The sequence below is a fragment of the Microcoleus sp. ARI1-B5 genome, from assembly GCF_036705795.1.
Lineage (GTDB): Bacteria > Cyanobacteriota > Cyanobacteriia > Cyanobacteriales > Microcoleaceae > Microcoleus.
Genome location: NZ_JAUBVK010000002.1, coordinates 386,386 through 399,818 on the forward strand (window position 1 = coordinate 386,386; position 13,433 = coordinate 399,818).

12 protein-coding genes are annotated in these 13,433 nt (G+C 47.1%); 8 read left to right on the plus strand and 4 right to left on the minus strand.

Going from position 1 to position 13,433, the window contains the following annotated elements; translation table 11 throughout:
- Positions 1-1,800, plus strand: a 1,800-nt coding sequence (locus QUB63_RS04435) for a CHAT domain-containing protein (protein WP_332943590.1), incomplete at its 5' end; no start/stop codon positions are given.
- Between the two features lie 234 nt (positions 1,801-2,034).
- On the opposite strand, the gene QUB63_RS04440 is transcribed toward QUB63_RS04435, so the two are convergent.
- Positions 2,035-2,463 carry a hypothetical protein gene (locus QUB63_RS04440; RefSeq protein WP_332943591.1) on the minus strand — a complete coding sequence of 143 codons (429 nt, stop codon included), beginning with the start codon at positions 2,461-2,463 and terminating at the stop codon, positions 2,035-2,037.
- Positions 2,464-2,489: 26 nt separating this feature from the next.
- Here QUB63_RS04440 and QUB63_RS04445 point away from each other — a divergent pair, with 26 nt between their 5' ends.
- Positions 2,490-2,702 (plus strand): hypothetical protein, encoded by a 213-nt coding sequence (locus QUB63_RS04445; protein ID WP_332943592.1) that lies wholly within the window; start codon positions 2,490-2,492, stop codon positions 2,700-2,702.
- A 105-nt stretch (positions 2,703-2,807) separates the two neighbouring features.
- Here QUB63_RS04445 and ligA read toward each other — a convergent pair whose 3' ends face one another.
- Positions 2,808-4,988 (minus strand): NAD-dependent DNA ligase LigA, encoded by a 2,181-nt coding sequence (ligA, locus tag QUB63_RS04450; protein ID WP_332943593.1) that lies wholly within the window; start codon positions 4,986-4,988, stop codon positions 2,808-2,810.
- A 240-nt stretch (positions 4,989-5,228) separates the two neighbouring features.
- Positions 5,229-6,209: an Npun_R2479 family HD domain-containing metalloprotein gene (locus QUB63_RS04455; protein ID WP_332943594.1), complete on the minus strand. Its 981-nt coding sequence runs from the start codon at positions 6,207-6,209 to the stop codon at positions 5,229-5,231.
- Positions 6,210-6,621: 412 nt separating this feature from the next.
- Here QUB63_RS04455 and QUB63_RS04460 point away from each other — a divergent pair, with 412 nt between their 5' ends.
- The 6 genes from QUB63_RS04460 (at position 6,622) to QUB63_RS04480 (ending at position 11,958) form a co-directional block, all read left to right on the plus strand.
- The gene (locus QUB63_RS04460) at positions 6,622-8,376 is read left to right on the plus strand and encodes an alpha/beta hydrolase (RefSeq protein WP_332943595.1); all 1,755 of its coding nucleotides are present in this window, start codon (positions 6,622-6,624) and stop codon (positions 8,374-8,376) included.
- A 172-nt stretch (positions 8,377-8,548) separates the two neighbouring features.
- Positions 8,549-9,631 (plus strand): photosystem II q(b) protein, encoded by a 1,083-nt coding sequence (gene psbA, locus QUB63_RS04465; protein ID WP_332943596.1) that lies wholly within the window; start codon positions 8,549-8,551, stop codon positions 9,629-9,631.
- 819 nt (positions 9,632-10,450) lie between these two features.
- The gene (locus QUB63_RS34980; protein WP_442921756.1) at positions 10,451-10,669 is read left to right on the plus strand and encodes a transposase; all 219 of its coding nucleotides are present in this window, start codon (positions 10,451-10,453) and stop codon (positions 10,667-10,669) included.
- 17 nt (positions 10,670-10,686) lie between these two features.
- The gene (locus tag QUB63_RS04470) at positions 10,687-10,959 is read left to right on the plus strand and encodes a transposase (protein ID WP_442921754.1); all 273 of its coding nucleotides are present in this window, start codon (positions 10,687-10,689) and stop codon (positions 10,957-10,959) included.
- Between the two features lie 554 nt (positions 10,960-11,513).
- Positions 11,514-11,801 carry a colicin immunity domain-containing protein gene (locus QUB63_RS04475; protein ID WP_332943743.1) on the plus strand — a complete coding sequence of 96 codons (288 nt, stop codon included), beginning with the start codon at positions 11,514-11,516 and terminating at the stop codon, positions 11,799-11,801.
- On the plus strand, positions 11,791-11,958 hold the full coding sequence (locus QUB63_RS04480; RefSeq protein ID WP_332943597.1) for a hypothetical protein: 168 nt from the start codon (positions 11,791-11,793) through the stop codon (positions 11,956-11,958). Before QUB63_RS04475 ends, QUB63_RS04480 begins: the two co-directional genes overlap by 11 nt.
- A 122-nt stretch (positions 11,959-12,080) precedes the next feature.
- On the opposite strand, the gene QUB63_RS04485 is transcribed toward QUB63_RS04480, so the two are convergent.
- Positions 12,081-13,433, minus strand: a 1,353-nt coding sequence (locus tag QUB63_RS04485) for a C2 family cysteine protease (RefSeq protein WP_332943598.1), incomplete at its 5' end; no start/stop codon positions are given.

Here is a 13,433-nt window from a genome sequence, read left to right on the forward strand (position 1 = left end):
ACAATTCCCGAGAGCACTGTAATAGTTCCGCCAACAATTCCCGAGAGCACTGTAATAGTTCCGCCAACAATTCCCGAGAGCACTGTAATAGTTCCGCCAACAATTCCCGAAAGCACTGTAATAGTTCCGCCAACAATTCCAGATAGAAATGTAATAATTCCGCCAACAATTCCAGATAGAAATGTAATAATTCCGCCAACAATTCCAGATAGAAATGTAATAATTCCGCCGATTTTTGGGCAAATAATTCCGCAGGAGTCAGTAGCAGTACCTTCGATCGACTCTAACGCCAACGCATTGCCGCCCAGGCCGATCGCACCCACCGCCACACCAGCATCCCCGACACCCGCACTACAAGCCTCAACCCCCGATCCAGAAGACGTTCCAAGTCGCCGCCGAATTCCAGCGCTAGACACTCCCGGCCCTGCTGCCGATCGAGTTTTATCGCTCGATCCGAGTATCATCAGTCAGTTACCCCCAAACTACCAACCGCCAGCAGTTCGCCACAGCGAAACACCCCCACCAGTCAACCCTAATGGTTTTGTGCTGGGATATGTTCCCCCTCCCGATCGAATTTTTGAAGGCAACGACATAGAGAAAACAGTTTGGGGAATAGAACAAATTAGGAATCAAGAATTTGGAGAATATCTGGGAGTAAAAGCCAACCTTCCAGACCAAAAAGTGATGATGGCGCAATTCCAACAAACATTAAGAAATATCGAACAGCAAACCGGTAAGCGTTCCGGTATTATCTACATAGTCTCGCGAGAAGATCGGTTAGAGCTAATTTTAGTTCCTCCCGTGGGGCGACCGATTCACTACAGCGTTCCCGAAGCCAACAGAGCAGCTCTTTTCCCAACCGTCAAGGAGTTCCGCAACCAAATCACCACTCAGGCAAAACGCGGTACTACCAGTTATCTAGCCTCCGCCCAGCAACTGTATAAATGGGCGATCTCACCTCTAGAAAAAGACTTGCAAAACTTAGGAATTCAGACTTTGTTGCTGTCAGTCGATCCGGGATTGCGGAGTATGCCCTTTGCCGCTTTGCACGACGGTAAAGGCTTCTTGATTCAAAAATACAGTTTCAGCCTGATTCCGAGTTTCAGCTTGACGAATAGAGATGATTATAAAACAGTTAGAGATGCCACAGTGCTAGCAATGGGACGGTCAGAATTTGTTGACAAACAGCCCTTGCCCAGCGTGCCGATCGAATTGCAGGCAATTTCTGCTGAGTGGAACGGGCCATCTTTCCTCAATTCGACTTTCACTATAGACAATCTCAACTCAAAACACGCCAAGGGAGGATTTCGGATCGTTCACCTAGCAACGCACGCTGAATTCCTATCGGGAAAAGCGAGCAATTCTTACATTCAACTCTGGAATTCTAAATTGCGACTCAATGACATGGACCGTTTAAATTGGCGCAATCCGCAGGTAGACTTGTTAGTATTGAGTGCTTGTACAACAGCCTTGGGCGATCGGGAATCCGAGTTAGGTTTTGGAGGTTTAGCGGTAAAATCCGGCGCCAAATCGGCCTTAGGGAGTTTGTGGTCTGTGGATGACGGAGGCACTTTGGGGCTGATGAGCGAATTTTACCACCAGCTTCGAGGAGGCACAACTAAGGCAGAAACTCTGCAACTTGCTCAACAAGCGATGATTGCTCGTAAAGTTCGGATTGAAAACGGGCAGTTAGTGATAACAGCGCGCCAGGTAAATTTATCGACTCAAATACCAGAAAACCCAGATTTCTCTCATCCTTACTACTGGAGCAGTTTCACCCTCATCGGAAGTCCTTGGTAAGAATAGTTGGCAGTTGGCAGTTGGCAGTTGGCAGTTGATAGTTGATAGTTGATCGTTGACAATGGACAGTTGATAGTATTCAGTTGACAGAAGGCAGAAAGAAGAAGGAAGAATTCAAGGGTAGGGTGCGTCAGGAAAGGTAATTTTCAATCATCACCCCTAATCTAATTCTGACGCACCATTTATTCTTGGCATCGAAATCATAATTTTCGGATGGCAAAAGCGAGTCAAAAATTATCTGAAACCAGCAGAAGCTCTGGGCCCAAGCTGTTTTAAATTAGGTGCCGCAGTTCCATAATTGACGCGACAACCGATGTTTAACAAACTAGCGCTGCATTCGAGAGGGACAATTTGCTGGTCGAGGAGAGCGCTGCAACTTACATACTGGTCGTCATTAGTATCTCTTACCATACATTCGATCGCTCTAGCGCCCGATCGATCCGCCCAACTCTTCATACCTACCACTGCAATCATGTGCTGCCAGAAAAACGACAACACTAACACTCCTAAGAGTGCAGCAACTCCCAATCCGGCTTTCACCTTCCAACTGCTCAGGATGTTTCCCAAGCTCATTTTTAAGTTTTCCGTCCAAGAAATAGAGGTTTCGGAACTTGTTTCTGGAGCTGACAAATTTGTTTGTGTTTGTTCTGGGATTTCCGACATCACGTATCTCCTCTGATTGCTGGGATTTGCCTGAGCTAGCAGTTGCGATCGCGCGCAACTGCAAACTCAATCAAATTTTAGCAAAACTAGCCTGTTCCGACAACCGATTCGGGCATCCGGGCGAGCTACTTATGTATATTGACAAAGTGCGATCCTCTTCTGCAAGCTTCGCTAACGGCATTTCTCTGCCTTTTGAGGTATTGCGCAATTCGCGATCGGCTCTTTTGCCCCTGCCGTAAAACTGCTTCGATCGTTCGGACTTCAGTCATCATAAAAGTCTGAGGACTGAAGTCCGAACGATCGAACACTGCTGATGACCGAATTTTACGAAAAATCACGAATTTTCAAGTTGCCAAAAGTTCCAATAACTCCGCCTCCGAAAGCAGTTCAATTCCCAAAGATTGAGCTTTTTCTAACTTAGAACCCGCATCTTCTCCCACAACCACATAATTAGTTTTAGCACTCACAGAACTTGAGACTTTCCCTCCCGCTTTGACAATCAAATCTTTCGCTTCATCTCGTTTCAGAGTCGGCAAAGTTCCCGTCAGCACAAAAGTTTTGCCTGCAAGTTGCAAATTTTGTTCGGCCAAATTCTGAGTCTTAACTTCTGATTGCAACTGCAATCCCGCAGTTTTCAACCGTGCGATTAAACTTTGATTTGCCGGAACTCGAAACCACTGATAAACAGCTTGAGCAATTTCCGGCCCGATGCCGTAAACTCCCTCAATCGCTGCCGCCGATGCCGCTGCTAACTCTTCCACATTTGCCAACCTTTCTGTCAGCAATTGAGCGTTGACGCTGCCGACGTGGCGGATGCCCAAGCCGTAAAGTACGCGCGAATAAGGTTGATTTTTCGATTGGGCGATCGCACTTACCAACTTTTCGGCCAACTTCTTACCCATGCGATCCAAATTCATCAATCTTTCCGCAGTCAAATCGTACAAATCCGCCGCAGAATGCACCAGATTGCTATCAACCATCTGCTGCACCAACTTTTCCCCAACACCGTTAATATCCAGAGCATCCCGGCTGCAAAAATGAATCAGCGAACCCCTCAAAATGGCCGGACAAGACGTATTGATGCAGCGAGTAACGGCCTCCCCCTTGGAGCGAACCACAGGCTGCGCGCATTCGGGACAGCAGCTAGGCATTTGAAAAGAGCGAGCATTTTGGGGGCGAAGTTCCGGCAAAACTCGCACAACTTCTGGTATAATTTCCCCAGCTTTTCTGACAATAACAGTATCGCCAATGTGGAGGTTGAGTTCGGAAAGTCGATCGCTGTTGTGGAGAGAAGCCCGCGAAACCGTCGTTCCAGCCAACTGCACCGGTTTGAGTTCCGCTACAGGCGTCAGAGCCCCGGTTCTCCCTACTTGTACGGTTATTGCTTCTACAATTGTAGGGACTTCGGCGGCCGGATACTTAAGTGCGATCGCCCAGCGGGGAAACCTCTGAGTAAAACCCAATTGTTTTTGCAGCCCAACCGAATTAATCTTAACAACAACCCCATCCGTCATGTAAGGCAAATTTCGCCGTTCAGTATCCCAATATTCGTAATACTCCCGCACCTCATCCAAAGAATAGCAAATTTTGCGATGGGGATTCACCTTAAACCCCATTCTTCGCAACAATTCCAACGATTCCCACTGCGTGTTTTCCTCGTTCCCATCACCTAAATACAGAGTATAAGCAAAGAAATCCAACCTGCGCTTATCCACAATTTTAGAATCCAACTGCCGCAGCGTACCCGCCGCAGCATTGCGAGGATTAGCAAACAATTGTTCTCCCGCTTTTTCCCGTTCCCGATTAATTTCCTCAAACACAGCCAAAGACAAAAAAGCCTCTCCCCGCACTTCCACAACAGGCGGCGGATTATCTAAATTCAGCAGGAGAGGAATCGAGCGAATAGTCTTGACATTTTGAGTTATTTCCTCTCCAGCAATGCCATCTCCCCGCGTCGCACCCCGAACTAAAACCCCATTTTCATAGGTTAAGGCTAAAGCAGAACCGTCAATTTTCAACTCGCAAACATAGGAAACCCCCCCCAACCCCCCCTTAGTAAGGGGGGGAGTAATTTCCCTGTTTTCCTCATTACTAAGGGAAGATGTTATTCCCTCTTGTCCCCCCCCTTGATAAGGGGGGGTTAGGGGGGGTGCATTTCCCTCTTGACCGGGGGTTAGGGGGGGTGCAGTTCCCTCTTGACCGGGGGTTAGGGGGGGTGCTACCCTTTGCCAGCGTTCCTGCCATTTAGCAAATTCCTCAAGATTAAAAGCATTTTCCAAACTGTAGAGAGGAATATTGTGCTTGACGCTAAAAAATTGAGTAGCCGGCTTTTCACCCACGCGCTGAGTCGGACTTTCCGCAGTAATTAACTCAGGATAATCTGATTCTAATTCTTGCAACTGGCGATAAAGTCGATCGTAAACCTCATCAGCCATAATCGGCGCATCGAGAACATAATAAGCATAGCTAGCTTCCTGTAGCTGCTGCCTCAACTGTTGAATTTGCTGCTGGATCTCTGCTGCCATATCGATTTTTGATTTTTGATTTTACATTTGCTCTCATATCCGAGCGAACCACACAATAAAATTGGTTCGATCGTTCGGACTTCAGTCATCACTACGAACATTATAACGGTTGTTTTACAGGATATGATATTAGATGATATATCTCAATTTGAACCAAAAAAAAGAGCCAGAAACTAGAAAATAAAAAAATATCCTAATTACGACTCCCTTTGATAGTGGCTGAATTTTGCGGTAAATCCGTCACAAATTCAGGTCTGCAAAGTCGCTAAATTTCTTGTTGTCCCCGGAGATGGAAGCTTGAAGATTCTCACCATCTTTGTCGCCGTTCGAGTTCCCATTTGCCCGGACTTTGATAAATTCTTGAGCGTTCGGCTTGGCGAAAGCAAGCGGTTCAGCGTGTTCTACTTGAAACACGTTAGCGTAGAGGTTAGCAATAATCTGTTTGCCGCCCTGGGTCAATTCCAAGTAGTTCAAAGCTGCTGGAATGTAGGGAAAAACTCCGTTCCAATAAAACTTGGCGTAATTTTGCCGCAAATCTCCCGGAGACTTGTAGCCCAAGATTTTATTAGTGCCGACTTCCTCAAATTCGTAGAACAGGGCACTGATTTTGCGCAGGTAATTGGGGTCACTCAACTGACCGATCAAATCGGCGGCCCTGGCGAGTCCAGAATAGTTGTTTCTGTCTTGATGAGTTTCGCTAGCAGGAACTGGGAAGCGTGTCAATTCAATATTGCGCTTGATTTGTTCGGCATCAATTAAGGTGTGTCCGCCGAAGCGTTCGTCAATTACGAGTTTTCCTCGATCGACATGATAAGGAGTTAGACTGGCAGAAGTGGCGCCGACCGGCACAGAAACCATGTCCCCGTCAATACCCGTAGCGTAGAGTCCTACGGCTTCTTGGTCTTGGCGGCAAACACCTTTCACGTAGCCGATATCGTGGCACAGCAGCGAAATCAGGTAGTGCAGCCAATCTTCCGGCGACACTCCCCCTTCGCGAATATGCTTGCCCCGGAGAATTTCTTGTCCCACCAAGGCCACGAGCATTGTGTGTTCCACATTGTGGTACAAAGCATCGCAGTTAGCGATATTTTCCAGAGCCATAGTCCCCGCCCAGGCGATAATTTCAGGGTAATCAGGCTTGTACTTGCCGTAGGTGCGACGGTAGCCGGCCTGGAGCTCTTGCACAAAAGCGTCAATCAGGATAGCAGTTGCATTGAACATGATAAATTCTCTCACTCAAACTGTAGTTACAAACTCGATCGAAAATATCTTGCATAGCTGAAAAAATAATCAAGGGGTATGACCGTAGGTTTGACCCCTCGCCCAAAGACGGATACAAGCCCCGACTTAAGTCGTTCGCAGCCGCAAATTTTAGACTTTTGTTCAAGCTCCCAGATTCATCGCGAGAGTAAATCTAAAATTCTTCAATCTCAAATCTAAAATCGACTGACCCCTCGGCGTTGAATTTAAAATTTCAGCTAGTCTTGTTAGGTCAGAAAATTGCTCTTTTGGCTATACTTCCCAAGATAACCTAATTTTTGAAACAAGAGAGCGATTTTTTGGTATTAAATATTAGTGAAACAATTTATATCGTTTCATCGACTAATTATTAGAAGTCCTAGGTGCAAAAGTTATGAACTGTCTGTTTCCGAGTCTCTCCACTGCTGCCCTTCGCACTCGGCGGTCGATCGCCTCAAAATACCTAGGATTGTTTGCATTCACGGCTGTTTGCACTGCGGCACCGGCTTTGGGAGCCGATCGAATTTACGTAACTTACGGGCCCCTAGAAGTATCAGTGCCGATCGAATCCCTGGCACTCTTCGCCACAGAAGGCAAAATAGACTCGAATTTGGACGGCTTCGCTCAGTACGCCAAAAAATCACAGCTAGCGGCGATTCGCAGCGTCCTGCAAGCCAAAGCAGAAATCAGCCACGTGACGATCGCCCAATTCCTCTACACGCCTCAAGGAGAAGTGCTGCTGGAACGCTTGGGCCGAGTAATTCAAACCAAAGCTCGGCAGCCCGGATTTTATGCCATCCGAGCCGCCCTAATTTTAGCAGCCTCAGATCCAGAAGGGCTGACAATTCTCAACGTGCTGCGGAAATTCCCCACTTACGGCATCAGGATTGACATAAACCGCGGCTTGGGCATCGCCAGCGAGCTGACATCGCTGATCAACCGTTCCAATCGGACGATCGCCGGAGTCACTCAGTTATCGGAAGCACAAGCAGCGGGATCTCCCGCAATACCGCCCGCCGAAATGCTACAGATCGAGCTCCCGGGCCCCTACACTTGGAAAAAATCATCGGTAACTCTGACGAGTCCAAATCGCGATCGCACCTTTAATATGGACATTTACCTGCCGCAGGGCAGCCCGCAACCGGCCCCTGTCGTAGTAATTTCCCACGGTTTAGGTTCCGATCGCATTTCCTACGAGTATTTAGCAAAACACCTAGCCTCCTACGGCTTTGCCGTCGCCGTCCCCGAACACCCCGGCAGCAACGCCCAACAAATCCAAGACTTAGTAACAGGCAGAGCCAACGAATTAGCAGAACCAGCCGAATTTGTCAACCGCCCCCTCGACATCAAAGACCTGCTCGATTATTTAACCAAACTTTCGACAACTAATCCGGCCTACCGAGGGCAGCTCGACTTGCAGCGAGTCGGCATCATCGGCCAGTCTTTCGGCGGCTATACAGCTTTAACATTAGCCGGGGCGGGGATTAACTTTGCACAGCTAGACAAAGACTGCCAGCTCGAAAAAGACACTTGGAACATCTCGCTGCTGTTGCAGTGCCGCGCCCGGGGCCTAGAGCGCAACCAGTACAATTTCAGCGATCCGCGCATCAAAGCTGCGATCGCCATCAACCCGATCGTCAGCAGCATTCTCGGAGAAACAAACCTCAGCCAAATCAAAATCCCAGTCATGGTAATCGCAGGCAGCGCCGATACCGTCGCCCCCGCTTTGCTGGAACAAATTCAACCCTTCACTTGGCTGACATCGCCCAACAAATATCTAGTGCTGATGAACAACGGGACTCACTTTTCAACGATCGACCAATCCCCTCAAAGCGTCTTTCTGCCACCAGCAGAGGCGATCGGCCCCGAACCAGCTTTAGCCCGCCGCTACCTCAACGGACTCAGCGTAGCTTTCATGGAAAGCTATTTGAACAACAAATCAAATTTCCGCCCGTATTTAGAGCCGAACTACGCTCTGGGCATCTCCCGAAACACTCTCGGACTGAGAATTTTGCGATCGCTCACCCCGCAGCAACTCCAGCAGTTCAGTTCTGCACCTGCTCGCACTCCGGCTCCTCCACTTTTGATCGATCCAGTTTCTCCAGCTTCTCCACCTCCGGTAGCTCCCGTAGCTCCCGTTCCCCGTTAGGCTTAAGCTGCGTCGCCATGTGATGTTTTTTCCCCCTAGCGTCACCCTCATCAGCTTTCCTGATGACCCTCATCAGTTTAACTGTCGTTACAGGCCTTTACAAACCTTAACGATACCGTTAATAATAGAAACATCATCCGAACATTGAAAAACCAATAGCAATCATAAACACATGACGGCAACCTTACAACAGCGCGAAAGCGCTAATATCTGGGATCAGTTTTGCAACTGGGTAACATCAACCGACAACCGCCTTTATGTAGGCTGGTTCGGCGTCTTGATGATTCCCACCTTGCTAACTGCAACAATCTGCTACGTAATCGCCTTCATCGCGGCCCCTCCCGTGGACATCGACGGCATCCGCGAACCAGTAGCTGGTTCCTTGATGCTGGGTAACAACATCATCTCCGGTGCTGTTGTTCCTTCCTCAAACGCGATAGGTCTTCACTTCTACCCAATCTGGGAAGCTGCTTCCCTCGATGAGTGGTTGTACAACGGCGGCCCTTACCAATTGGTAATTTTCCACTTCCTCATCGGCATTTTCTGCTACATGGGTCGTGAATGGGAACTGTCCTACCGCTTAGGTATGCGTCCTTGGATCTGCGTCGCTTACTCTGCACCAGTTGCAGCAGCCACCGCAGTATTCTTGATCTACCCGATCGGACAAGGCAGCTTTTCTGACGGTATGCCCTTGGGTATCTCCGGCACATTCAACTTCATGATCGTGTTCCAAGCCGAGCACAACATCCTGATGCACCCCTTCCACATGTTGGGAGTTGCCGGTGTCTTCGGTGGTTCTTTGTTCTCCGCCATGCACGGAAGCTTGGTAACATCTTCTTTGGTTCGCGAAACAACTGAAACTGAGTCTTTGAACTACGGTTACAAATTCGGTCAAGAAGAAGAAACCTACAACATCGTTGCAGCCCACGGCTACTTCGGTCGTTTGATTTTCCAATACGCTTCTTTCAACAACAGCCGTTCCTTGCACTTCTTGTTAGGTGCATGGCCAGTTGTCGGTATCTGGTTCACAGCACTGGGTATCTCCACAATGGCTTTCAACTTGAACGGTTTCAACTTCAACCAATCGATTATCGACTCTCAAGGTCGCGTCATCAACACCTGGGCTGATGTTATCAACCGCGCTAACTTGGGTATGGAAGTAATGCACGAGCGCAACGCTCACAACTTCCCGCTTGACTTGGCTGCAAGTGAAGTCACTCCCGTAGCTTTGGTTGCTCCTTCTATCAACGGCTAAGTTTTAGTCCCAGATTACAAAAAGCGCTCCTAGAAATAGGGGCGCTTTTTGTTTGGGAAAAATCTCTGAAAGCTCAGTTATATTGAGCAGTTGATATTACAAGTAATATCAAATCCGGGTTAAATATCCCCTTTATCTTTCGGCAGTTGAAACCGCTTCTCTTCAAACTTTCGTCGGCACTTCGACAAGCAAGGGCGACCACCGGCGCCGACTGAAGAATAACGCTTGTCCCAAACCCGAATTTGATATAATATCATGTCCGGTCGATTACCATAACAAAAACGGATCGCACGTGCGGACTTACAGCAAATTGAGAACAAAAGCACCACAGGGTTCTATAATAAGCTAACGAAATAAAAGGGGTAAAATGGCAGCCGCATATTCAATGGATTTACGACAAGGGATAGTGAGTGCATGGAAAGCACTCATAAGGTTCGCAGAGACAACTAGCCCAAAGATTTAAAGTTAGCCTAGCTTTCATCCGTGACTTTCTCAAACGATATCGAGAGACAGGAGAAAGTGCTGCAAGACCGCAAGGGGGAGACCGAAGGTCAAAGGTGAAGGGAAAAGACCGAGAACTTTTACAGGAAATTGTCTCGAAACAAAATGACATTTCCTTCTGATAAATTCAAAAATATCTCAAAGAGAAACGCGGCATTGAGGTCAGCACATCTAGTTTGTGTCAGACCCTAAAACGGCAAAAGCTGGTACTCAAAAAAAAGTCTAGTTGCTAGCGAACAAGATACAGAACGAGTCCAAAATCAGCGTTATGAATATCGAATTTGGCTTGATAGTGTTGATGTCCGCAATCTCATCTTTATCGATGAAACAAAACTAAATCTGGCTAGGATTAGAAGATACGGTCGAGGGTTTGGGGGGAAACGTGTCAATGACGACCGTCCCGGCAACAAGGGAAAAAGCGTCACTTTAATAGACGCAATTAGTGATGAAGGTTTAATTGCAACGATGACTTTTCAGGGAGCATTAAACACGGCTGGTTTATTCGTGTTTATCGAGCAAGTATTACTGCCAGCATAGAGGTCGGGGCGATCGGGGTGATGGACAATTTACCAGTTCACTATGCTGCGGAGGCTAAAGCATTAATTGAATCAGTTGGGGCGAGGGTTAAATTCTTGCCTCCCTACTCGCCCGATTTATCACCGATTGAGTTGTGCTGGTCTAAATTAAAGGAAATTCTCGGTTCTGCAAAGGCTCGCACCTATGAGGCTCTCGATCGGGCTATTTCTGCTGCTATTAATTTAATCACTTCGGATAATGCTTTTAATTGGTTCCATCACTGCGGAGTTATTTTCGAGCCAATAAGATAGCGCACTTGTGGTAGATTTGTTATCAATTTGCTGTAACACTCGGCAAAATTATAATCCGAACGCCAGCGCCGCGAAGCACGCTTCTGCTAAACTTAGGGAATTGGGAATCGATGCGACGAATGCTTGAAATGCTATTCCTGCGGAGATAGTTGCGCTTCACGCCCTTTTCTCAATCCATCAAGATTGTGGGAAGGGCGATCGTAATGTCTTTGATAGTCTAGGGAGGCAATGTAAAAATAGATGGATTATGAATATTCCAATATCCGATCGCCAAATTCAAAAGAAATTCAAACACGCTGCCGATTTTGGTGTCTCATGGAATTAGAATTTGCCGACAGCAGCAGCATTTGCAGCGGCTATTCAAGCCCACTTGCAGAAACACGGAGTGCAGGAGATTGCGGGTAGTTATCGCAGGAAGTAAAGCACTATTTTGACCCATTAACCAATTTGAAGGTTATGGTAGATGCAGGCGACAATTTTATTAGTGGCTGGAAACTGACTTCTGCACAACTTGTGGAATTAACCACCACTGGAGATATTGGAGGTGGATAAGTATTGATAAGTACATCAAGTTATTAGAAGAGTTTGTTGGCAGTAAGATTACTGCTGATGATTTTGAACAGCGGTTTATACAACTGTTTAAAGGTGACAATAATCTCCAAGTAGGGACAGAGTTTAAGATTTTAGACAAGTTATTTGCCGATGTTGATGCTTATTGCAGCGACCCGGATTTGATTGAAGACCCTCGATTTGATATTGATGGGGTGCAATTGCAAGTATCGGCCCGGGAGACGCTGGATAAGTTGCTAAAGTTAACAACAGTTTTAACAAGTGAAAAATAAGGGCGATCGCACTTCGATCGCCCTTTACCACCGCAAACAACCGCTAAATCCTGCATTTTCTGTGTCGCCAGCGAGTCAATTAATTGCGATCGCCCTTTGGGAAGATCGAAATAAGATCGCAAAATCGATACTAATATGGGCAATTACTCAGACTTGATATAAGTCCTATAACTATTGGTTCAGCAAAAAAGAGGCGAAGTCATATTAATGACCTCCGCCCCTATTCCTATTGCGATCGAGCTATCTTTCCTTTAGCTCTCTTGAGTTATGGAAACACCATCAAATGAGAGTTATGGAAACATTACGAAAGACTTTAATAGAGTCGTCCAAGGTAAGCTGAGTGAATCCACCACTAAGCGTATCATCATTATTATCCTTACCCCAAGGATTGTGAACTGATAAGGTTGGAGTAGTCCCATTTAGATAAGCAGCATGAATGGAGTAAGCATGACCTCCACCCATAACTCCAGTTCCCTGGTCGTTAATCTTAAAAGTCGGGGCGTTTTGATAGGTTCCTGCTGCTACAAATTCACCTTTATTCAGAGCTGCTGCGATTGTATTGAATAAGTCAGGTGTAGTTGTTAGACCTATGTAAGTCTCAGTCTTGCGTCCCGTAACCTGAGTGAGTGCTTTTCCTGTCTGGCCTCCATTCCCGATCACATTGTAACCGTTAGGCTCCTTTTTCTTGAGAACTTCTTTATTCCACTGTGCGTAAGCTCGCTCCAGCAAAGGCATCCAGATTGGCCCGACACTAGTGTTTCCAGGTGAAGTATCATTTAATACTGGGAGAGCACCAAATAGCTGTTGAGTGTTTTCCTGGGTTTGGGTTACAACCTCTTTATTAACAGTGACATAACTGGGACTGGTGTCCAGTGGCAAATATCCGTACTTCACCGGTTCTTCCTTATTAATCTGATCGAAGTCGTCCTGATAGAAACGCACGGTGTATGAATTGTCACCGTTGTCAATAATCATATTATTGACGATCGCGCTAGTTTGCAGGCTGGGACTTTTTTGGATGCCAAAGGTTGCACCCACAGCACTTAAGAAGAAACAGTCACCAAACCGGTATTGATTGATATCTGCAATAGAAGGGCTATTGTTTTTGTACAAGCTTCCGGGTAGTGGCTGGTATGTCAAACCTGTGACCACGTCTGGGTTGGTACCCTCTCCTTTATAGGTAAAGTCGAGAGTCGGTGAAGAAACTTTTCCAAGGAACCATTCATCAACTCCCTTACTCAAGGTAGTGCTGGGTGTTGTGCCTGATGATGGCAAATCTTTAATGACTTGCTCTGAGAGAAACCAAACAGGGTCCGGTATCGAATAAGGTTGACCCTGATAAACCACTGTTGTCCTGTCACCAATAATCTTTTTGAAATCGCTGACTTCCTTGGCATCAACAACACCGTCGTCTCCAGCTTTTTTGAAGATTTGCAACATATCGCTGCGGTTCAACTGTCCATCAGCAGCTAAACTGCTAGTGATTGTTCCCAAAGCCTGTAAATTCGATAAGGGATTGGCGGTTGGTGCTGGCGTTGGTGCTGGCGTTGGTGCTGGCGTTGGTGCTGGCGTTGGTGCAGGTGTTGGTGCAGGTGTTGGCGCAGGTGTTGGTGCCGGTGTTGGTGCCGGTGC

What these genes read in the sequence shown, in the direction of transcription:
- QUB63_RS04440 (WP_332943591.1), bottom strand. Translation starts at nt 2,463, where the DNA reads ATGTCGGAAATCCCAGAACAAACACAAACAAATTTGTCAGCTCCAGAA.
- ligA (WP_332943593.1), bottom strand. Translation starts at nt 4,988, where the DNA reads ATGGCAGCAGAGATCCAGCAGCAAATTCAACAGTTGAGGCAGCAGCTA.
- QUB63_RS04455 (WP_332943594.1), bottom strand. Translation starts at nt 6,209, where the DNA reads ATGTTCAATGCAACTGCTATCCTGATTGACGCTTTTGTGCAAGAGCTC.
- QUB63_RS04460 (WP_332943595.1), top strand. Translation starts at nt 6,622, where the DNA reads ATGAACTGTCTGTTTCCGAGTCTCTCCACTGCTGCCCTTCGCACTCGG.
- psbA (WP_332943596.1), top strand. Translation starts at nt 8,549, where the DNA reads ATGACGGCAACCTTACAACAGCGCGAAAGCGCTAATATCTGGGATCAG.